The organism is Hymenobacter crusticola, assembly GCF_002154225.1.
GTDB lineage: Bacteria > Bacteroidota > Bacteroidia > Cytophagales > Hymenobacteraceae > Hymenobacter > Hymenobacter crusticola.
The window spans coordinates 113,117-135,278 of the sequence record NZ_MTSE01000014.1 but is presented as its reverse complement, the minus strand read 5'-3'; the positions used below and the strand labels follow the sequence as shown (position 1 = coordinate 135,278).

General features: G+C 56.5%; 15 protein-coding genes. 9 read left to right on the top strand and 6 right to left on the bottom strand.

From position 1 onward, the window contains the following. Nucleotides 1-83: 83 nt before the first annotated feature. From BXP70_RS20990 to BXP70_RS20975, 4 genes are all read right to left on the bottom strand, one after another. Nucleotides 84-911, bottom strand: coding sequence for a mechanosensitive ion channel family protein (locus BXP70_RS20990; protein WP_086596084.1), 828 nt, complete (start codon nucleotides 909-911; stop codon nucleotides 84-86). A 139-nt stretch (nucleotides 912-1,050) separates the two neighbouring features. Further along, nucleotides 1,051-3,843, bottom strand: coding sequence for a glycoside hydrolase family 2 protein (locus tag BXP70_RS20985; protein ID WP_086596083.1), 2,793 nt, complete (start codon nucleotides 3,841-3,843; stop codon nucleotides 1,051-1,053). A gap of 243 nt (nucleotides 3,844-4,086) precedes the next feature. Continuing rightward, nucleotides 4,087-4,521, bottom strand: a complete 435-nt coding sequence (locus BXP70_RS20980) for a nucleoside deaminase (protein WP_086596082.1) — start codon at nucleotides 4,519-4,521, stop codon at nucleotides 4,087-4,089. 95 nt (nucleotides 4,522-4,616) lie between these two features. Continuing rightward, entirely contained in the window at nucleotides 4,617-7,619 is a 3,003-nt protein-coding gene (locus BXP70_RS20975) for a PD-(D/E)XK nuclease family protein (protein WP_086596081.1), read from the bottom strand. A 327-nt stretch (nucleotides 7,620-7,946) separates the two neighbouring features. Between BXP70_RS20975 and BXP70_RS20970 the strand changes: the two genes are divergently transcribed. The 5 genes from BXP70_RS20970 (at nucleotide 7,947) to BXP70_RS20950 (ending at nucleotide 15,670) form a co-directional block, all read left to right on the top strand. Then, the gene (locus tag BXP70_RS20970) at nucleotides 7,947-8,558 is read left to right on the top strand and encodes a TetR/AcrR family transcriptional regulator (RefSeq protein WP_245849704.1); all 612 of its coding nucleotides are present in this window, start codon (nucleotides 7,947-7,949) and stop codon (nucleotides 8,556-8,558) included. Nucleotides 8,559-8,631: 73 nt separating this feature from the next. Further along, complete coding sequence (locus tag BXP70_RS20965) at nucleotides 8,632-10,014, top strand: TolC family protein (protein WP_086596080.1); 1,383 nt, start codon at nucleotides 8,632-8,634, stop codon at nucleotides 10,012-10,014. Between the two features lie 92 nt (nucleotides 10,015-10,106). Then, nucleotides 10,107-11,270, top strand: a complete 1,164-nt coding sequence (locus tag BXP70_RS20960; RefSeq protein ID WP_086596079.1) for an efflux RND transporter periplasmic adaptor subunit — start codon at nucleotides 10,107-10,109, stop codon at nucleotides 11,268-11,270. A gap of 23 nt (nucleotides 11,271-11,293) precedes the next feature. Further along, on the top strand, nucleotides 11,294-14,587 hold the full coding sequence (locus tag BXP70_RS20955) for an efflux RND transporter permease subunit (protein ID WP_086596078.1): 3,294 nt from the start codon (nucleotides 11,294-11,296) through the stop codon (nucleotides 14,585-14,587). 159 nt (nucleotides 14,588-14,746) lie between these two features. Continuing rightward, on the top strand, nucleotides 14,747-15,670 hold the full coding sequence (locus BXP70_RS20950; RefSeq protein ID WP_086596077.1) for an alpha/beta hydrolase: 924 nt from the start codon (nucleotides 14,747-14,749) through the stop codon (nucleotides 15,668-15,670). Here BXP70_RS20950 and BXP70_RS20945 read toward each other — a convergent pair. After that, the gene (locus BXP70_RS20945) at nucleotides 15,659-15,988 is read right to left on the bottom strand and encodes a hypothetical protein (protein WP_143436605.1); all 330 of its coding nucleotides are present in this window, start codon (nucleotides 15,986-15,988) and stop codon (nucleotides 15,659-15,661) included. The two genes, BXP70_RS20950 and BXP70_RS20945, sit on opposite strands and share 12 nt — an antisense overlap. A gap of 15 nt (nucleotides 15,989-16,003) precedes the next feature. Beyond that, nucleotides 16,004-16,531, bottom strand: a complete 528-nt coding sequence (locus BXP70_RS20940) for an FUSC family protein (protein ID WP_086596075.1) — start codon at nucleotides 16,529-16,531, stop codon at nucleotides 16,004-16,006. A 451-nt stretch (nucleotides 16,532-16,982) separates the two neighbouring features. On the opposite strand from BXP70_RS20940, the gene BXP70_RS20935 reads away from it, so the two are divergent. From BXP70_RS20935 to BXP70_RS20920, 4 genes are all read left to right on the top strand, one after another. Next, a complete protein-coding gene (locus tag BXP70_RS20935; RefSeq protein ID WP_218779834.1) occupies nucleotides 16,983-18,221 on the top strand; it encodes a DUF6807 domain-containing protein in 1,239 nt (412 codons plus the stop codon). 35 nt (nucleotides 18,222-18,256) lie between these two features. Next, nucleotides 18,257-19,651 (top strand): Gfo/Idh/MocA family protein, encoded by a 1,395-nt coding sequence (locus BXP70_RS20930; RefSeq protein WP_086596073.1) that lies wholly within the window; start codon nucleotides 18,257-18,259, stop codon nucleotides 19,649-19,651. A gap of 128 nt (nucleotides 19,652-19,779) precedes the next feature. Beyond that, nucleotides 19,780-21,159 carry a putative oxidoreductase C-terminal domain-containing protein gene (locus BXP70_RS20925; protein WP_086596072.1) on the top strand — a complete coding sequence of 460 codons (1,380 nt, stop codon included), beginning with the start codon at nucleotides 19,780-19,782 and terminating at the stop codon, nucleotides 21,157-21,159. A gap of 142 nt (nucleotides 21,160-21,301) precedes the next feature. After that, a complete protein-coding gene (locus tag BXP70_RS20920) occupies nucleotides 21,302-22,105 on the top strand; it encodes a cupin domain-containing protein (RefSeq protein WP_086596071.1) in 804 nt (267 codons plus the stop codon). The last annotated feature ends 57 nt before the right edge of the window (nucleotides 22,106-22,162 follow it).

Below are 22,162 nucleotides of genomic sequence, written 5' to 3'. Positions count from 1 at the left end.
GCGGGAACCCTAGCCCACGTAGGCGCGAGCAAAGTAGCAGTTACAAAACAAAGTAACAGGAATAATACTTTGCCCGGCGTAACCTAGCTAACGGTTGTGGTAGGCGGGTAGCCCGCTTCGCTAAGCATGGCCTTGGTACCCTGCATCAGGTTGCTTTTCAGTACCAGCACTTGGCGACGATAATCCTCGGATTGGGCCCAGAAGTACACGCGCAAGTCGGCGGTGGTGCCCGCACTTTTTTCCAGGGTAATGTAGCTCACATACGGCGGCGTCGACTCGACGCCCTCGGTGTTGTTGACGTAATGCAGAATCTTGTCGATGATCTGGCTAGGACCCTTCTGCTCGCCGTAATCCACGCTCACTAGGAAATCTTGGCGGATATATTCGTTGCGCGTGAAGTTGGTGAGGGGCTCGCGCAGCACAACGGCGTTAGGCAAGGAAATCTGCTTGCCCTCGAAGGTTCTGATGATGGTTGTTCGCAGGTTCAGCGCTTCTACCTGCCCGAGCATGTCCCGGATCTGCACCGTGTCGTGAATGTGAAAAGGCCGGTTGAACGCCAGCACCATGCCGGCCAGGAAGTTCTCGGCAATGTCCTTCAGGGCAAAGCCGACCACAAATGCCGTTAGGCCTGCTGCACCTAGCACCCCGCTCACTACGCCCGAGAGCCCCACAATTTGCATGGCGAGCAACAAGCCCGCCAGTAGCATGCCCCACTTAGCGACGTTCGTCAGGAAATCAGCTAGCAAAGGGTCGTGGGCGCTGCCCCGCAACCGACTGCCGAGCAGCATGCTGAAGCGTTTGGCAATAGCCAAAGCCACTGACACGACAACCAAGGCAATCAGGAGCTTGGGTGCAATAAAGAGGAATGATTCCCAGTAGGTGTGGAGTACGCGTTGGAGGTCTTGGAGCATGGGCAACTAAGTGGTGTCAGGCAAACCTGACCACGGAACATTTGGGTAACAGTACGGGAAGTTGCACCCTTGAGGTTCCGTTGGCTAGGTGCCTGGGGCGCCCTACAGCAGTTGCAAACCACGTTTCTAGTGCCACCCGTTAGCGAAAATCAAAGTAAAGCACGCCTTGCTGGGTGTCCGTGTGCCCGTTGGCATTGGTCGTGTTCAGCTGGCTCTCAGGACCTAGGTCCTCCGCTTTCTGGCCCTTCGTGCCAATGGCGCTGATGCCGTGCAGAAACGAGATGCCGCCGGCCGCCGGAAACTGCGCCACCGAGTTGGTGCGCGCTGCCGACTTGGGTACGGCGGGATTGAGCATGTGCAAATAGAGGTTCTCGCTGCCGGAAAGCACCGTGAAGTCGGCCTCGCGGGTGTGCACTCGGGCCCCGTAGAAGTTGGCGTAGTAGCCTTTAAACTCCGGATACTGCCAGGTTTCGCCCGTCACGGTGTTGTTGTACGTTTTGTGCCAGGAACCGAAGGCGGTGCCTTTAAGCCGATTCTTGTAAACGCGGTAAGGACCATCGGCCAGCAACTGCATGCCCGTTACTTGCGCTTCCGGGTAGGCGAAGGTGATGCCCAGCAGTTCGCGCGGACCGCCTTGCTGGTATTGGTAACGCAACTCCAGCCAACCCGAAGGGTACATCGTCCACCTAGCTTTGAACCGGTCTTTGCCGGAGTAGCGTGCTTCCACCACGTGCGTGCCCAGCGTATCGGTGTGGTGAAATCCCTGAAACTGCGCGTCGGTGTCGAGCAGCACGGGGCCGTTGGTAAGCGAAATCGTCTTCTTCGCGTTTCGCACGCTCTTCAGCAAGCCTGTTTTCTTGTCGAGCGCTACTTCTACGCCGGCGGCGGCTAGGGTTAGCTGGGCGTCGTCTTCGCGGGCTGCTACGGGGCCGGCGCCTGGCTGCACAAATCGGCGCACGACCTGCGCTGGTAGCGAAATAGGCCACGACCACGTATAGATTTCGCGCCCGTACAGGTCGTGGGCGGTGAGGTAGAGCACGTCGTAGTTCTGCCAGCCCGAAGGCAACGCCAGCGCTAGGGTGCCCGTCGTTTGGGGAGCAAGGTTCGGCGCAGGGGCCGTACCTGCCAGCACCGTCGTATCCGCGGGGTTGAGGCTACCGAACTTCTTGAGCCCCCAGCGGAAGGTGCACCGAGCTAGGTTGGTGTAGTGATACCGGTTTTCAACGGTCAGCTTGCCGTCGAACTGCGGCGTGAGGTAGCGTTTGGGAAAGTAGATCGGCGCCCAGATTTCTTTGATGGTGAAGAAGCTAGCTTCCTTCTCGCGATACGGACCTAGGATGCCGTCGGCGGCGTGGTTGCCATCGGTATCCAGCGCGCCTTTGCGGTCGGTGCGCGCCACAGCCTGGTCGCAGAAGTCCCACAAGAAGCCTCCCGCCGATGTTGGGCTACTGCGCATCCGGTTCCAAAAATCATTGAGGCCGGCGCCATGGCCGCCGTCGTACAGACCGTGCAAGAATTCGGTGGGAAAAAAGACGTCGGCGCCGTTAAAAAACGTGTTTAAGCCATAGTTGTAGCCGATGTAGTGCGTGGTGTTCATGCCATGAAGGTTCATCCAGGGCTGAATGACGGGGCGGTCTTGGAGGTCGTACTTGGGGTAGTCGGGCAGCAGGTCGTAGTTGAAGCCGCCTTCGTTGCCGTTGGCCCACAGCACAATACTCGGGTGGTTTACGTCGCGCACGATGAGCTCCTTCACCAGCTTACGGCCTACCTCGGTGTCGTAAGGCGGGTATTGCCAGCTGGTTAGCTCATCAATCACAAACAGACCTAGGGAGTCGCACACGTGCAGAAAGTGCTCGTCGGGCGGGTAGTGCGACATGCGCACGGCGTTCATGTTCATGTCCTTCATCAGGTTCACGTCCAGCACGCTCACCTGGCGGCTCGTGGTGCGCCCCGAAGTAGGCCAGAACGAGCCCCGATTTACGCCTTTAAACAGGATCTTCTGTCCATTCACGTAGAACCCGTCGCGCTGGCGCAGCTCCACGGTGCGAAAGCCAAAGGTTTCCGTAACGGTATGCAGCGTGGTGGCCCCATTCTTCAGCGTCACCTCCACCCGGTACAAGTTCGGAAACTCGGGCGACCACAAAGCGGGGTTCTCGAATTGCCCCTTGAGTTGCACGGTGGCGCTACCCGGCTGAATTGCCGCCGTAATTGGCGCCCCAACGGGCTGTCCCTCGCGGGTTTTTACTTGCGCTCGTACCGTCGTAGCAGTCTGATTGCCAGACAGGTAGGTATCGAGGCGGAGTGAGCCGTCGGCTTTTGCATCGAGGGCTAGGCGCTCCACGTATTCTGTGGGGTAGGCTTCCAGAAACACAGGCCGGAAAATGCCGCCAAACACCCAGAAGTCGGCGGTGCGCTCGGCTTCGTTCACGGAGGCATTGGTCGAAACTTTGTGCACGGTCACTTCCAGGCGGTTTTTCTGTCCTACTTGCACCAGCGGCGTGATGTCGTAGCGGAAGCGGTAGAAGGAGCCCTGGTGCACAGGACCCGCTAGCTGCCCGTTGACCTTCACTTCGGTGTCGGTCATGGAGCCGTCGAACACGAGAAAGATGCGCTTCTGCTTCCAGGCAGCGGGCACCGAAAAGGAGTGGCGGTACAAGCCTGCTTCCTGCGCATCTTCTTTCCCGGAGCCATAGCTATAGCTGCCAAACCCCTGCGTTTCCCAGTTGGAGGGCACCCCGATTTTGGTCCATTTGCCGCTGTTACGGCCACGGGTGCACATGAAATCCCATTTCACGGGGTCGTCTTTGCCGTGCCCGGAGAGGTACTGCACCTGAGTAGATTGCGCTTTGGCGCTTGAAGCTACCACCCAGAACAGACCTAGGAGAAAGAACGTAACTAACCGTTTGATAGAGGCTTCTTTCTTCTGGGTCATCGTCTTTGACTACTGTAGCTGGCTAGGAAGATAATCCTAGGTTGGGATGGTGCACATAGTTAAGCAAACTACGTTGAAGTCAGTATCATGCGCGGCTAATAGTGCCGTGATAAGGTTGTCTTTTGCATACAGACTGGTTTGTATGGAGTGGTATTGGACCGAAAACGGCAACGCCCTAGCGGAACGGCATTAAGCTAGGCTCATACCGGTTCAGCTAGGGCGTTGCTGACTACGCGGTGCGTTTTACAGCTCCATGATATCTTCGTTCCACAGAGTAGGCTCGGCCTCGATGAACTCCTGCATCATCTGCACGCACTCATCTAGGTTGAGGTCGACTACTTCAACGCCGTGGCTTTCGAGGAAAGCGCGCGACTCCCCGAACGTGCGCGACTCGCCCACCATCACCTTCGGAATCTTGAACTGCACGATGGTACCAGCGCACATGTAGCAGGGCATCAGGGTGGTATACAGCACCGTGTCGCGGTAGCTGCGCTGGCGGCCGGCGTTGAAAAGACAATCCATTTCGCCGTGCTTGATGGGGTTGTCTTCCTGCACGCGCTTGTTGCGGCCGCGGGCTACGAGCTTGCCGTCGCGCACCAACACGGAGCCAATCGGAATACCGCCTTCTTGGCGACCTTGGCGCGCCTCATCAATGGCGGCCTGCATGAATTCATCCATGAACTAAATGGGGGTATTGTTAAGTAGTTGATTGTTAACTTCTGAGCTAGGTGATTGATCAAATCAATCATGTCGCCATTCAGCAATTTAGCCATTTACCGCGCGCAGATGCCTTTGTAGGGGCAGTATTGGCACCGCTCTAGGTCATCCGTCTTGCGGATGGGCTCAGTTGGGTCCAAAATACGGTGTACCAATTCCGCTAGCATGGCCTCACCTTTGGCGACAAATGACTGCCCATCTTCGGTGAGGAAGCCCATGTCGGCGGTCATGGGGCCGGCACCTAGGTTGCGCAGCGAAATGATGGCCGCGTCGGCGGCGTGGCGGCCCTCGCGCTCTAGCATGAAGCGGTAGAGCCAGAGCTGCCGCACTTTATCGGCCGAGGAGGTGGGGTCGGTGAGCAGGCGGCCGGTAGCGGCGGTGGCATCTTCGCCGCGCTTTTGCAGCTTGAGGTCGTAGGCCTGCACGAGGCCGGTTTTGTAGTCAACCACGCGCAAGCGGCCGTCGGGCAGCTCGTCGAGGCGGTCGGTGAAGCCGAAGAGGCGTACCAACAGCTGTTCGCCATTGGCTAGCGGCACCGGCACCTTCGTTTCCAGAATCTGCTCCAAGGCTTCTAGCTTCAACGGCAGGGCACCGGGCTGGGCCAGCAGGCTTTCGAGGTAACGCTTCACCAACTGCACGGCTACTTGGCCGAGCACGAAGTTTAGCCCCTCGTCGGTGCGGGCGTGGCGGTCCGATTCTTCCTTGCGCAAGGCCTGCTCCACTTCCTGGGGCGCCTGCTTGAGCAACGCCGGAATGTCGGCGGCGGTGATGGGCTGCTGGGCTTGCACAAACGGCCGGAACATGTTTTCCAGCGCCTCGTGCACCACCGTTCCGAAGCCGTCGGCCCCTAGCTTTTCTTCCACTTCCTCGGCTTCCTGAAAGCGCGCCAACCGGTTGAAGTAAAACCGCAGCGAGCAGTTCAGAAACTCGTTCAGGGCGGAAGGTGAAAGCCCATGCTCCAGTACGCCCCGTAGCGCGTGCAGCATTTTCTCATCTTTCTCCAGCACCAAATCTCCCACCGGTGTTTGGGCCACCACGTCGTCAGAGGCTTCCGGACCTAGGTTCTCCCGCGAAAGCGGGCTCGGGGAGGACATAACCGAAGCCGTCAGATCGCGCAACACCATGTGCGGGTTTTGCGGCAACAGATCGTTTTCGATCTGCAACAGAAAGCGGCTCCGCTCGCCGGTGCGCGTGCCCTCGGCGCCGGGCAGCACGTGCAGCAAATCGACGCGGCGGGCGCGCTGCAAGAGGCGCCAGAACTGGTGGGCGGTGGCGGATTCGTGGTCGGCGTAGGTGGGCAGCTTGAACTGCGTGAGTACGTCGTAGGGAAAGAGCGAGGCGTGGCGCTTGGGCGCCGGCAGCACGTTCTCGTTGCAGCTCAGAATGATGATGTGGTCGAAGTCGAGGGCACGGGTTTCCAGCAAACCCATCACCTGCACATCCGCAATGGGTTCGCCGGAGAAGGGGAGACGGGTGCGCGCCATTTGCTCGTATAAGAACCGCCGAAAGGAGCGCACCGACAGCCGCTGCTCCCGGCAGTCGAACACCGAATCGAGCCGCTTGACCAGCGTAAAAAACAGGTACAAGTACTCTGCCTCGATGGCCGAATGCTGGTCTTCATACGCCTGTTTCAGCAAGTCAATCAGCGTATAACAGGCCGCAATGATGTCGTCGCAGGTATCCCAGGTGCGGAAGAGCGCCGCAATGAGCGGGTGCTGCCGACCTAGGTCCAGCAGCTCGCTGGCGGGCAGCAGCACGGCGTTGCGCTTCACAATCTGCGTGCAGATGTTTTCCAGCAAACCCTGGTACTGCGGCTGCGCTTCCTGCTTGTCGAGCCACTGCTGGTAGCGCCGCAAAAACGGGTGCATCAGCAGCTTCGTAACGGCCAGGTGGTGGTAGCGGGGCACGCCGTAGCCCGTTTCGGCGCTGCCCTCCCGAATGCCAGTGAGGTGCACTTCAAACAGCAAATCGACCAAGTTGAATAGCGGCGTGCTCTGAAAGCTTAGACCCATCGTCACGTTGTACTCGGGCACGGCCTCGGGCGGCAAGCCGTGGAGCACGGGCAGCAGCAAAGTTTCGTCGGGCAGCACCACGGCTACTTTGGCGGTGGGGTCTTGCAGGCGCGACTCGGCTAGGAGTTGGCCGGCTACCTTGCCCTGCATGCTGGCATTGGCCACGCCCACAAACTGCACCTCACGCGGCAAGCCCCGCAACAGGTCAGCCGGGCCGCCAAAACTGTCGCCCGGCAGGTCCCAGTCGCGGCGGTAGCGGCGCAGGTGCTGGCCGGCGCGGTTGGGCGAGTCGCCCTCCATGTAAAAAGCGTCGCCGTCGAAGAGTACCTCCGCTTTGCCTGCACGCAACAGCGCGCGAATCATTTTCTCTTCCGCACGCGACAAGGAACCTAGCCCTAGGAAAAAGTGACGGGCCACGGTGTCATCTTGGTGCTCCAGGCGATTCTGCATCCGGTTGACGGCCAAGCGGTACGCCAATCCAGGGTAGGCTAGGTGGTCGTGCTCCATGCGCTTGCGTAGGCGCCAGTACACTTTCTCTAGGTCATCCCAGAAGCGGAAATACTGCGCCGTGGTGCTGGCCGGCGCCGGCACATCAGTCAGCTCCCAGCGCTCCAGGGCCTTGGCCTGGCTTAGGTATTCGAAGATCTTGGCCGGCGAAGCTAGGTTCTGGTCGAGGTTGGAAAAGTCCTGCAACAGCAGACCCGACCAGCCCACAAACTGATCGAAGTCGAGCTTCTTGTCAATGTCGCGCAAGATGTCGAACAGCATGAGCTGTAAGGCAATAGGCTCCTCGACCTGCACGCCAGCTAGCTCCACCATGTAGTCTTCCATAGCCGCCACCCGCGGCGACCACAGCGCTTGGCCCGCCTCAGCGGCAAGGGCTAGCTCATTCTTGAGGTACACCACGGCCCGGCGCGTAGGTACAACTACTATCAAATCAGATAATTCGGAGCCCGGAAAGCGCGCAACTAAATCGCGCGCCGCTTGGGTGAGAAAGGGCGTGGCCGTGGTAGCAGGCGTAGGAGGGGCGGTGGGAACGGCAAACATAAAAGGCAGGCAAATACTTCTTAAAGATACAGCGCGTACACAGGCTTTTCGTAGCTGGGCTATAACCCATTGATAGCTAGCGCCGTTGAAACTCTGCCGTTGTCAGGTGGCAGCCTATGTTTCAGATAAGCTAGCACAGAAAAGCCGCGAAAACATCAACAAAAACGACGGCTGTGTTTCTCCAGCGTGAGAAGCTATTTCTCCTACCCTAGCTCTCCGAGCCGCTTTACAGGCAACAATAGGGAAACAAAAAATTAATCAACTGTTTAAAACATTGCCATAAACGCTCTGTTTAAAAACCAATCTACTCACCTGATTACCTAGGCCGTGTCCGAAGATACTGTACCCCAAAACACCGAAGAGCGCATCAAAGAGGCTGCACGTAAGGTGTTTATGGAAAAAGGTTTCGACGGTACGACCACCCGGGATATTGCCGAAGCCGCTGGTATCAACGTCGCGCTGACTAACTATTATTTCCGCAGCAAGGAGAAGTTGTTTCGGATGATTTTCGAGGATGCGCACCGCGAATTTTTTCACGAAAGCCACGAGTTGTTGCAAAGACCCATCAGCCTACGCGAGAAAATTCCGCAACTGATTGCGTCCGACTTCCGGCTGTTTGCCAAAAACCCGAACCTGTCGCTGTTTCTCATCACCGAGCGGCACCGCCACCCCGAGCTGCTAGCTACCGCGAAAGAGGCGCCGCCCGCGGTCCTCTTCTTCCTGAACCAGGTGCAGGAGGCCGTGACGCAGGGCGAAATCCGGCCGGTAGCTCCCGCGCATGTGTTGCAGCTGATTATGGCCAATGTGCAGTTCGTATTTCTCTCGAAGCCTATCATGTTTCAGTGCACGAACATCAGCCCGACGGCGTACGCTGAATTCGTGAGCCAGCACCAGCAGCTTGTCACTCAAATGATTATGATTTACTTATTTGACTTCTAACTCTGTTTCCTCTGACTGTTTCGGCTTTGCTGCCCGCGTAGGGCATACCCTCCTAGCCTAGTTTACTCTTGCAATGAACACAACATTATCTCGCTTGCGTGCTCGAAGTAGTACGCTGTTATTGGGCATTCTGCTGCTTATGCCGTGGCTGAGCTGGGCGCAAAAATCAACTCAGCCCATTGGCTCGTTGCCCCCGCAGGCCACTTTGCAACAGTGCATTGAGTTTGCCCTTAACAACCAGCCCGCCGTGCGCCAAGCTAGGCTGAACGAACAGATTGGTGAGCGCAACATCCGGATCGGGCTTTCCTACTGGCTGCCGCAGATCAATGGTACGGGCATCTACACCCGCAATATCCAGCTGCCTACCAGTGTATTACCCAACTTTACGGATCCTTCGGCGGGGCAGCAGATCATCCGGATCGGTTTGAAAAACACCTCGACCGTTGGGGTAGGCGCTACGCAGCTACTCTTCAACAACGACGTGCTGCTGGCTGCGCGCTCGGTGCGGGCCACGCGCCTAAATTACGCCCAAACCACGGCGCTCAACAAGATTGACGTGGTGACCAATGTGAGCAAGGCATTCTACGACATTCTGCTCACCCAAGAACAGCTGCGGATCTTGCTGGAAGACATCCAGCGCCAGGAGCGCCAGGTGAAAGACGCCCGCGCCCAATACGAGCAAGGCATCGTCGATAAAACCGACTTCCTGCGGGCGGAAATTTCGGTGAAAAACGCCTATGCCCAGCGTCGCTCGGTATCGACGTCGATGAGCGGTAAGTATGCAACGCTGAAGCAGCTCATGGGCCTAGCTCCCGAAAACCCACTGAACCTCACCTACGATACGCTGCAAATGGTGAAGGAAACGGCCCTGGATACTACGCAGCGGCTCGCGTACGAGAAGCGCGTCGAGATTCAGCAGCTACAGACCCAGAAGCAATTGCAGCGCTTCCAGATCGACTATTACCGCTTCGGGTTCCTGCCTTCGCTGTCCGGGTTTTACAACTACAACCGCGTTTACCAGAACAATAACTTTTCTGACCTCTACAGCCGCGCCTTCCCCAACCAGAATGCCGGTGTGCAGCTCGCCTTGCCCATTTTTACCGGCACGCGGCGCCTGCAAAACCTCAAGATTGCGGAGCTCCAGGACGACCAGCTCGACCTGAGCCTGTTCGACACGCGCAACCAGATCAACACCGAGTTTGAGCAGACGATGGGTGCCTACAAAGGGGCGCTCAACGAGCTAGCGGTGGTGCAGCAAAACGTGGCCGACGCCAAGGAGGTATACCGTATTCTGAACCTTCAGTATCGCGAAGGCATCCGCACGTTTCTGGACGTGATTATCGCCGAAACAGACCTGCGGACGGCGCAGCTCAACTACTACAATGCCTTGTTCAGCGTGCTTTCTAGCAAGCTAGATGTGGAGCGCGCGCTAGGCAATATCACCTTTAATCAGTAGGCATTTAGAGCTTAGAACTTAGAAGTAAGAACCTAGCATCGTTCCATCTTTCTCTCTAAGCTCTGACCTCTAAATTCTAACATCTAAGTAACATGAACTGGTATTCAGGACGGGTATTGCCCGTAGTTATTAGCACCGCACTGCTCGCGTCTTGCGGCTCGAAAGAGCAGCAAGGACAGCAGCAAGGACCGCCGCCCGCCATTCCGGTGGCAGTGTATAAAGTGACCGAGGAGCCGGTAGTGGGCGCCGATACGTACCCCGGCACCGTGGTGCCGCTGAACGAGGTGCAGCTGCTGGCGCAGGTAACGGGCTATCTGACCGATATTTATGTGCAAGATGGCCAGCGTGTTACCAAAGGCCAGCGCCTTTATAATATTGACCGCACCCGCTACCAAGCCGCCTACAACCAGGCCACGGCCCAATTGCAAGTAGCGCGTACCAACTACGCCCGCGCCGCGCAGGATGCCGAACGCTACGTGCGCCTCGGGGAGCAAGACGCTATTGCCAAGCAGCAGATCGACATTGCGAAAGCCACCCAAGCCAACGCACAATCGCAGATTGCGGCGGCCCAAGCAGGTGTCAGCGCCGCGTCTTTGGACGTGCGCAACTCCGTTATTATTGCCCCGCTCACTGGCACCATCGGCATTGCGCAGGTGAAGCTAGGTGGCCTGGTTTCGCAGGGGCAAACGCTCATCAACACGGTGTCGGCGGAAGAGCCGATTGCGGTTGACGTCAACATTGCCGAGCAGGACATTGCCCGCTTTCTGAAGCTGCAACAAAACAAGGCCGCCGTGAAAGACTCGGTGTTCACCTTGATACTGCCAGGATTGAAGCCCTACAACCTACCGGGCCGCGTGGCCACCGTTGACCGGGCCGTGGATCCGCAAACCGGCACCTTGCGCGTGCGCATTCAGTTCCCGAACCCCAAGCGCATGCTGAAGGCGGGGATGAACGTGACCATGCGCGTGCTTAACCAAGACACCGGCGACCAACTCGTGATTCCGGCTCGCGCCGTAACCGAGCAAATGGGCGAGTTCTACGTGTACGTGGTGGGCGACAGCAACAAAGTGGCCCAGCGCAAGGTGATGACCGGCACGCGGGTGAAAGACATGGTGGTGGTCCGCAGCGGCCTGAAGGAAAACGAAACCATCGTGAGCGACGGGTTGCAGAACCTGCGCGAAGGCGCCGTGATTCAGGTCGGCGACCCCACGAAACCAGCGGCAGCGCAAGGCGGCAAGCCTACGGCTGCTAAATAGTTTTAATTGCTTTTCTACTAAGCATGATATCAGACGTTTTTATACGACGACCGGTCACGGCCATCGTCGTATCCATTGTTATTGTTCTGGTCGGGGTGCTTGCCATCCTGAGCCTGCCCATCAGCCAATACCCGGATATTTCGCCACCTGTGGTGCAGATTTCGGGTAGCTTCACGGGGGCTGATGCCCAAACGGTAGAACAAACCGTGATGACGCCCATCGAGACGCAGGTAAACGGTACGCCGGGCATGGCCTACCTGTCGTCGAACGCCACGAGCGACGGTCGTATCTCCTCGAACGTAACCTTCGAGATTGGCACCAACATCGACATTGCGACCCTCGACGTGCAGAACCGGGTGAGCGTGGCCCAGCCGCAGCTTCCCGATGAAGTGAAGCGCCTCGGCTTGACGGTGAAAAAGCGGAACCCTACCATCCTGATGGTGGTGGCTCTGTATTCGCCCCAGAAGACGCACAACATTCAGTTCCTCGACAACTACACCAACATCTACGTCCGCGACGCTTTGTTGCGCGTGAAAGGCGTGGGTGACGTGACCAGCATTGGCCAAGACTTCTCGATGCGTGTGTGGCTCAAGCCCGACCGCATGGCGCAGCTAGGTCTGAGCGCGGCCGAAGTAACGGGCGCTTTGCAGGAGCAAAACGTGCAGGTAGCGGCAGGCTCCATTGGTTCGGCGCCGCAGTACGGCTCGCAGCCGTTCGAGTACACGCTGTTTGTGAATGGCCGCTTGAGCAAGCAAGAGGAGTTTGAGAACATCATCGTGCGGACTAACCCCGCCGATGGCTCCATTGTGTACCTCAAGGATGTAGCGCGGATACAGCTCGGTAGCTTCGACTACTCGCGGGCTTCTACCGTGAACGGTAACCCGGCTACGCTGCTGCTCGTGAACCAGGTGCCGGGCGGTAACGCCCTCGAAACGGCCGAAGGAGTGTACGCGGCCTTGGATCAGCTGAAAACCAAGTTTCCGCCGGACGTAACCTACAAGGTGCCGTTCGAGTCGATTACGGTGGTGAAAGTGTCCATTGAGGAAGTAATTCACACGCTGGTTGAGGCCTTGGTGCTGGTGACGATTGTGGTATTCGTGTTCCTGCAAAGCTGGCGCGCGACCCTCATCCCGATCCTGGCCGTGCCGGTGGCAATTGTGGGTACGTTCATCATGTTCATTCCCCTAGGTTTCACCATCAACACGCTGACGCTCTTCGGTTTCGTGCTTGCCATTGGTATTGTCGTCGACGACGCCATTGTGGTGGTGGAAGCCGTGCAGCACTACATTGACACGGAGCGCATCTCGGCGCGGGAAGCCACCGAAAAGGCCATGAAGGACATCACGGCACCGGTAATCGCCATTGCCTTGATTCTGGCCGCGGTGTTTATCCCGGTAGGCTTCATTCCCGGTATCGTCGGGCGCTTGTACCAACAGTTTGCCATCACTATCGCCATTTCGGTGGTGCTGTCGGCCTTCATTGCCTTGTCGCTCACGCCGGCGCTTTGCTCGCTGTTGATGCGCCCCACTGAGCAGAATGCCGACTCGAAAGGCCTGAACAAGCTGTTCTACAAGTTCAACCAGTGGTTTGGTCGTGTTACCGACTCATATTCGAATGGGGTAACGCGGACGCTGAAAGCGACGCCGCTGGTGCTCATCTTGCTAGCCTGCATCTACGCGGGCACATTTGGCCTGTTCCGTACCAAGCCATCGGGCTTTATCCCGACGGAGGATGAAGGGCGTTTGTTTATCTCGGTGGAACTGCCGCAGGGGGCTTCTAGCTCCCGGACCCGCGCCATCATGAACCAGATATCGGACATCATTCACGACAAGGTGCCCGCCGTTAATAACTACTCTGGTATTGCGGGTTTGAACGCTCTGAACTTTGCCTTTAAGCCGAGTAGCGGTACTTTCTTCGTGCAGCTCAAGCCCTGGGACGAGCGCAAAGATGAGTCGCAGCAGCTCTACGGCGTGATTGGCCAGTTGCAGAAGGAATTCTCGGTAATTCGGGGCGCCAACATTGTGGTGGTGCCGCCACCGGCTATTCCAGGCCTAGGTAACACAGGTGGTTTCAGCTTCCAGCTGGAGCAGCGTGAAGCCTCAGCCGACATCAAAGCCTTCGAAGCCACGATCAACAAGTTTGTGGCGGCTGTGAACCAACGGCCGGAAATTGCGCGAGCGTATACCTTCTTTACGGCCAAAACGCCTGGCTATCAGATCACGGTTGACCGGAACAAAGCCAAAAAGCTAGGGGTGCCGCTGACGAACATCTTCCAAACGATGTCGACGTACCTAGGTAGTACCTACATCAACGACTTCACGAAGTACGGACGTAACTTCCGCGTGGTGGCCCAGGCCGATACCTTCTACCGCAAGGACATCACGGAGCTGAATACCTTCTACGTGCAGAACCAGCAAGGCCAGCAGGTGCCCATGAGCTCCCTAGTGACCTACAAATTGGTGGAAAATGCCCCGCTGATTTCACACTACAACCTGTTCCGCTCGGCCGAAATCAACGGCGACGCCAAGCCCGGCTACAGCTCCGGTCAGGCTATTGCCGCCTTGCAGGAAGTGGCCGCCCAAACGCTGCCCGCTGATTACGGCTTCGACTTTTCGGGCCTGAGCCGGGAGGAAATCAATGCGGGTAACAGTACTGTTATCATCTTCGGTCTGTCGATTCTGTTCGTATTCCTGCTACTGGCGGCGCTGTACGAAAGCTGGTCGGTGCCGTTCTCGGTGCTGCTGGCGGTGCCCCTAGGTGCCTTTGGCGCTATCGTGGCCCTGACGCTGCTGCCTAAGCTCACCAACAACGTGTACGCCCAGATTGGTCTGATTACGCTGATTGGTTTGGCGGCCAAAAACGCCATTCTGATCGTGGAATTTGCCAAGGAGCGCGTCGACTGGGGCATGAACTTGGTGGACGCCACCATGGAAGCCGTACGGCTGCGTTTGCGCCCCATCATCATGACTTCGCTGGCGTTCATCCTCGGGGTGCTGCCGCTGGCCTTCGCTTCGGGCGCGGGTGCCGTGTCGCGCCAAACCATTGGTTGGACGGTAACCGGTGGTATGATTGCGGCTACCTTCCTGGCCATCTTCGCCGTGCCGGTGCTGTTCGTCGGCATCACGCGCTTGGCTTATGGCAAGAAGAAGCTAGCCGAGATGGAAGCCAACTACGATCCCGAAGCGCACGGCCACGTGCAGCACGGCTCCAAAGATTCCAACACGCCGCCAGAAGGCCCCGCCGAGTCGAATAACAACGATAAAGGCACCGAAGAAAAGCGCCGCAACGACCAAACGCCGCCGGAGCTAGGTACCTAGGGTTCATCTGTTCTGCCTAACAACTAGCAGCGCCTAAAGCAAAAGCCCACGACCTAAGTTGTGGGCTTTTCTGTTTGTGGAAGCTAGGTTTGGTAGCAGTTGCGGAAGCGAGAGCTAGGTTTTTAGCTAGATTAGCCGCCAAACTCCTTCCCAAACTCCATGAAAAAACTTTTGCTGGCTGCTTTTCTCCTCAGCGCCTCTTCTTCCATGCTTTTTGCCCAAAACCAAGTCATACCCATTTATCCCGGTACCGTCCCCGATTCCAAGCCGAGTGACGTGAAGGAAAATATCATTAAAGTAGCCGACGGCACCGAGCGCGTTAGCAACGTGGTACAGCCCACCTTATCTATCTATTTACCCCCCAAAGACAAAGCGAATGGTACGGCGGTTATTATCTGCCCGGGCGGGGGGTATGCTAGGTTGTCGATTGATGGCGAAGGCCGCGAAGTAGCCAAACGCTTGAACGAGATGGGCGTGGCAGCTTTCGTGCTCAAGTACCGCTTGCCCAATGATCAAAGCCAGCCCGATAAATCTATCGCGCCGCTCATGGATGCGCAGCAAAGCCTGCGGCTCGTGCGCGAGCAGGCCGCGAAGTACAACGTGAACCCCAACCGCATTGGTATCATGGGCTTCTCGGCGGGCGGGCACCTAGCTTCCACGGCCGGCACGCACTTCACCAAGCCCGTGGGGCAAAACGTGAGTGCCACCTCCGTGCGCCCAGATTTTGAGGTGTTGATCTACCCAGTTATCAGCTTCTCCGAAGAACTGAAGCATGGCGGCTCGCGCGATAATTTGATTGGTAAAACCCCTTCGGAAGATCAGGTTAAGTTGTATTCCAACGAACTACAGGTGACGGCTCAAACACCGCCTACCTTTCTTGTGCACGCCCAAGATGACAAAACAGTGCCGGTCCGCAACAGCATCGTGTTCTACGAAGCCTGCACCAAACAGGGCGTGCTCGCCGAAATGCACCTCTACCCAAAGGGCGGCCATGGCTTCGGCATGCACAACAAAACCACGAAAGACGAGTGGATAGAAAGCCTGCAAAACTGGTTCGACGCCAACGGCTGGCTAGTAAAGTAGCGCAAATGGGTCGTCGACCTCGCCGGCCCAGCTGATAGTGGTGCCAACCGGCACTTCCTCAAGTAATTCCGATTCAAGTAGTAGCACGTACATGTCGCGGTAGGTGGGGCCCGTTTCGGCTTCCACTTGCCGCGACATTTCTTCTACGCTGGCGGGCATCGTTTCTATTTGCCTGTCGGGAAAAGTGAGCGTGACCAGCAGCTTGGTGTGCAGAGCGAACTGCCGCAGCACCGACTGCTCGTCGCGCGGTACGGCCAGCACACCTAGCCCTGTAAGGCGGAAGCTCGCTTCGACGGTCATCAGTACTTGTGTAGGCATACGGAAGCTAGGTGGTTAGTCGTGGCCCTGCTCCGACAAAGACGGCGGGTTGCGGAAGCGACGGATAGAGGAGAAAAATACGCCCAGTAGCAGCGCCACCGTGCAGCCCAATAGTACTTCGCCGGTGCGCGTGAGAGCAATGGTCACGGCCTCGCGCCAGGGAGCATTGGCAAGAATAGCCGGTACCATGACGATGGAAACGGTAGCCGGGGCTAGCTTCCAACTCGAAGGATATTTCTTGAACGACGTGCTGATGAGGACGGCGGCCGTTACGGCCAGCAAAAACGACCACACCGTGACGCCAGCCAGCAAAATGCAAAGGATGCCTACCGCGCAGCCCATCACCGTATTAATTACCCGCGAGGTAATGGCATTGCGCAGGTTGCCAAAATCCGGCTCCGACACTACAATCACCGAAATCAGCGCCCATTCCATTTTTTCAAGCTGAAGCCACTTGAATAAAAGCCAGACGATGATGCAGCCCAGCACCGTCCGGAACGCATACAGCAGGGAGGTAGTCGTAAAGGAAACGTGTTGCTTCATTCGGGAGAATGATCGGTACAGAAGGAAGCTAGGTAACTAAGTGTAGAGGATACAAGGTTTACTGCAAAGCCTGATAACTAGTTTCTCCGCTAGTAAACCGTTTTAAGCAAAAATAGGCACTAGTTGAAATCCTTGAGTTTGCAACCAACGCTTCCGCCGTACTGCTGGGCAGAAGCACACGCAAGACCTAGCTTGCCAGGGAAGGAACGCCGATTCGTAGGCAGCATATGGCGCCGAAAGGCTTCTGCTATCCACAAAAATCTACTTTAAGGCTAATAATAAACTATCACAAACGTTTGCGAGCGTTGCGCAAAGGATTGCGCTTACTATTGCCTTCCTTACTTTTAAGCCGGCGGCTTTTTGCTTCCCTTTTAGAGGCGCAGACTTGCTAGTTTGTGTTGTGTACCGCCGCAGTTTGCCTGTAGAATAGTAGAAGTTTCCGATGCACACAATGAGATACTTGCTTGCTTTCTTTTTCTTGGTAATTGGTACTGCTGGGTTTGCGCAAAAAATAGCGACGCTAGAAATTGAGCTTCCGCAAACCACCAGCAACCTGGAAATTCCGGTTAAAGCTAAGCTAGACGAGATAACGCTTTTGCCCGATTCCGTTTTACGATTAGTAGCTGTGGAGGGAAATAAGCGCACGCCGATACCCTGCCAAATTGAAAATGGGAATGCGCGATTTATTCACTGGATTATTGATCCGGCAAGTGCAACAAAAGGCAAGCATACCTATGAGTTAGTAAAAGGAGCAAAAAGCAATTTGCCTGCTACTATTAAAATAAATGATCAGCAAGGCGCTTTGACAGTACGCGCGGGTGATAAAAACTTAGTGCGCTATAATTACAAAACAGTGTACCCACCCGCCGGAATTGACACGGCTTACAAACGCAGCGGCTTTATTCACCCGCTCTGGACGCCACACGGACAGGAACTGACCCGCATTCAGGCGCCCGACCACTACCACCACTACGGTATCTGGAACCCATGGACGCACGTGCTCTTTGAAAAAGACACCGTCGACTTCTGGAATATCCGCGACCGGAAAGGCACCGTGCGCTTTGCCAACGTGGTAGCTACCGCCGACGGACCAGTATACAGCGAGTACGAGGTGTTGCAAGAGCACGTCGCTTTCAGGCCGGGTGGGAAGGAGAAGGTAGCTTTGAATGAGCTGCAATCGGTGCGCGTGTACCAGCCTAAAGATCAGGAGTATTATATCGCTGATGTAACCATCAATATGAGCTGCGCGAGCCCTAGCCCGGTGCTACTGCTGGCGTATCGGTACGGCGGCTTTGGCTGGCGCACCACCGAAAAGTGGAACAAGGACAATAGCGAAGTGCTGACTTCGGAAGGCAAAACGCGCAAGGAAGCCGACGGTTCCACGGCCCGTTGGTGCATCGTGCAGGGCCAACTCGATCAGGACTATGGCGGGCTGGTGATGATGTCGTACCCAACGAATTATAACTACCCTGAGCCATTACGCATCTGGCCCGAAACCATGAACGGCCGCGGGGATATGTTCGCTAATTTCTCCCCAACTAAAAATAAAAACTGGCTGCTCGAACCCGGAAAAACCTACACGCTGAAATACCGATTGATCGTGTACAACGGGCATTTTACGAAAGAAAAAGCGGAGAGTGGCTGGCAGAGTTTTGGTAATTCGCCGAAGATTACGGTGAAGCTTAAGTAACTATTTTCTTCTGACTAATTTAAAATAATAAGTAGATGAGCGAAGAAAAAACAGCGCAATTTTCCAGAAGGAATTTTCTGGAAACATCCGCCAAAGCGGCAGTAGCTACTCTCGCTTTCGGCGGTTTCCCGACCATTGTGCCGGCTAGTGTGTTTGGGAAAAATGCGCCGAGCAACCGGATAAATATTGGGGCTATCGGGACGGGGCGTATTTCCCGAATCCATGATATGCCTGGCGTGTGGCAATACGATCAGGCACAAATCATGGCCGTGTGCGACCTAGATACCCGCCGCGCCGAAGAAGGCAAACTATTGGTTAACGAATATTATTCGAAGAAAAATGGGAAGCCGTACGATGGGGTGAAGGTGTACAACGATTACCAAGCCCTGTTGCAAAATGAAGACATTGACGGCGTCCTAATCAGTACGCCCGACCACTGGCACGCCCTGATCGGGATGGCGGCGGTGAAGGCGGGCAAGGATGTGTATTGCCAGAAACCCACCTCGCTGACCATTGCGGAAGGCCGGGCGCTGAGCGACGTGGTGAAAAATACGGGCCGCATTTTTCAGATTGGCAGCCAGCAGCGGTCTTCCAGCCAGTTTCGGTACGCGGCGGAGCTGGTGCGTAACGGCCGCATCGGCAAGCTGAAAACCGTGTACATCGGCTTGCCCGGCGACCCATCCGGCGAAGAGGAGCCGCCGATGCCAGTACCTAGCAACTTGAACTACGATATGTGGCTAGGCTCGACGCCGGAGGTGTACTACACCGAGAAGCGCGTGCACCCGCAGCAGGGCTACGACCGCCCCGGTTGGCTGCGGTGCGAGCAGTTTGGCGCCGGCATGATTACCGGTTGGGGCTCCCACCACGTCGACTGCGCCCACTGGGCCATGAACACCGAGCACACCGGCCCAATCGAAGTGTGGGGCACGGCCGAATTTCCAAAGAAAGGCCTCTGGAATGTGCACGGACCGTTCAAAACGGAGGGGCTATATGCTAACGGCGTGCACATGATCATCAGCGACAGTTTCGCGAACGGAATTAAGTTTGAGGGCACCGACGGCTGGATTTTCGTGTCGCGTGGCGACGCCAAGGCAACCTCCAGCGACCCGGTGAGTCTGCAAGCTGCTAAAGCCCTGGACGCCAGCGACCCGAAGCTTCTGCAGTCGGTGATTGGGCCCAATGAGATTCACCTGTATGAGAGCAAAGAGCACCACGGCAATTGGCTGGAGTGCATCAAGTCGCGCAAGCAGCCCATTGCGCCCGTGGAGGTGGGCCACCGGTCCTGCTCGACGTGCCTGATCCATCACATTGTGATGAAGTTGAAGCGCAAAGTGTATTGGGACCCAGCCAAGGAGCGGTTCAAGAACGACGACGAAGCCAACGCCCTGCTCACGCGCCCCCAGCGCAAGCCGTACGCGCTGCACGGCTAGGGTTTATTAATCATTAGCTGAACGGCTTATCTACAGTAAGTTGGTACCTAGGTGATGGTAAAACGCTCCGCACCTTTGCGTCTGGGCGAGAAAAGCATCCCGCTCTGCAAGCCATTTCTATCTAAGAAATGAAAAAACTCTTCATTGCCAGCAGCTTCATTTTTCTAACGGCCCTAGGTTGCTTGGCCCAAACTGCTACCAAACCAAGCGCATCGGTGCGGCTGGTAACGCTCGACCCCGGCCACTTCCACGCCGCGCTGGTGCAGAAGTCGATGTACCCGAACGTCGACCCTAGGGTACGGGTGTACGCGCCGGCCGGCCCCGACGTGCAGCTGCACCTCGACCGCATTGCGGCCTACAACACCCGCGCCGAGAGCCCTACGCGCTGGCAGGAGCAGGTGTACACCGGCCCCGATTTTTTTCAGAAGATGCTAGCCGAAAAGGCGGGCAACGTGGTCGTCATTGCAGGGAACAACCAAAAGAAAACCGAGTACATCGCCGGGGCGCTTCAGGCGGGCTTCAATGTGCTGGCGGATAAGCCCATGGCGATAAACGGCAAGGAATTTAAAACACTCGAAACAGCCTTCGCGACGGCCCAGCAGAAAAACTTGCTGCTGTATGACATCATGACGGAGCGGTTTGAGATAACCACCGTGCTGCAAAAGGAACTGTCCCGGCTGCCGCAGGTGTTTGGCACGCTCGAAAAAGGAACGCCCGAGAACCCGGCCGTCACGAAGGAGAGCGTACACTACTTTTATAAGTACGTGTCGGGAAACGTTCTGACCCGGCCGCCGTGGTTTATGGATGTGCGGCAGGAAGGGGAGGGCATCGTGGATGTGACGACGCACCTAGTGGATCTGGTGCAGTGGGAATGCTTTCCGGGGAGAGTTCTGGACTATAAGAAAGATATTCAGGTGCTGGCGGCCAAGCGCTGGACCACCGACATGAGCCTCGGTCAGTTCAATACCATCACTAAGCTGAACGGTTTTCCGGGTTATCTGAAGCGCGACCTAGCCAACGACACGCTGCTAAAGGTGTACAGCAACGGCTCGATTACCTATAAGCTGCTCGGGGTGCACGCCAAGGTGGCCGTAACGTGGGCCTATAAGGCGCCTGAAGGGGCCGGCGACACCCATTACTCCATCATGCGCGGTACGAAAGCTAACTTAGTTATTCGGCAAGGCGCTGAGCAACAGTATAAAACGGCGCTTTACGTAGAGCCTACGGTAAACAACCTAGCTTATGAAACCGCCTTGCAGAATGAGCTACTGAAGCTTCAGGCGAAGTACCCCGGCGTCGCGCTGAAAAAATCGGCGAAAGGCTGGGAGGTGTTGATTCCGGATAGCTACCGCGAGGGACACGAGGCGCATTTTGCCCGCGTAACGCAGCAGTTTTTGGAATACTTGCAAAAAGGCAATATGCCCAAGTGGGAAGTGCCCAACATGCTAGCGAAATATTACACTACTACCAAGGCTTTGGAGCTAGCTTCGCAAAGTTCAGGTGAATAACAAAACGTCGTGTCGACCAGCAGGAGATATGACGTTCTTGCAACGGTCCGCGAGACTCCTCGCTACGCTTAAATGACGTGTTAGTACTCTCCTACAAGTAAAATCTTCTTCCCCTCACCCAGTTGACTTCCCCCACTTTTCTATGAAAACGCCTTTGCTTACCGTTGGAGTTCTTGTTGTGTTTGGCTTTGGCTTTCAGACGGATACATTGTTGCCTTCCGCTGTTTATAGTGGCACTGCCCAGGCGGTGAAAAGGGATGGCGGGCGGGAAAGCCAGCAACTAGCCAAAGGCAGCACCCTCGACCTGGCGGAGCTAGCTATTCATACTTCCACGCTCGGGCCGGGGCAAACGAACCATCCGTTGCAAGCCTACAACGACGCGGAAGAACTCGTGGTGGTGAAAGAAGGCACCCTGACGGCCACAGTAAAAGACTCGACCAAGACCCTAGGTCCGGGTGGGCTAGCGCTGATTGTAGCGGGCGATAAGCAGAGCTTCAAAAACACGACGAAAGCGCCCGTAACGTATTATGTGCTAAAGTTTAAGGCGAAAGACCCCGTAGATATCCAACGCGGGCAAGCCGGTGGAGGCTCTTTTGTGAAGGACTGGAGCAAGTTCAAGATGACCAAGACGGACAAGGGCGAGACGCGTCCTGTGTTCGACCAACCCTCGTCGATGTTCAAGCGGTTTGATGTGCACGCAACGGTGCTTAATCCGGGGAAAGCTAGCCACCCGCCGCACACCCACCGCACCGAAGAAATCATCCTAATGACGAAAGGCAGCGGCGAGATGCTCATTGACAAAACCTCACACAAAGCCACCGTCGGGGATGTGATTCTGCTGCGGTCGAATGTGCCCCACGCTTTTACGAACACAGGTACTACCCCGTGTGGCTACTTCGCCATTCAATGGCACAGCAACGCCGAAAATAACGCGGCTCAGCACTAACGCCGTACGATGAGGTAGCATAATGCACTGATTTACAAATAAGTATTTGTCCTGTAG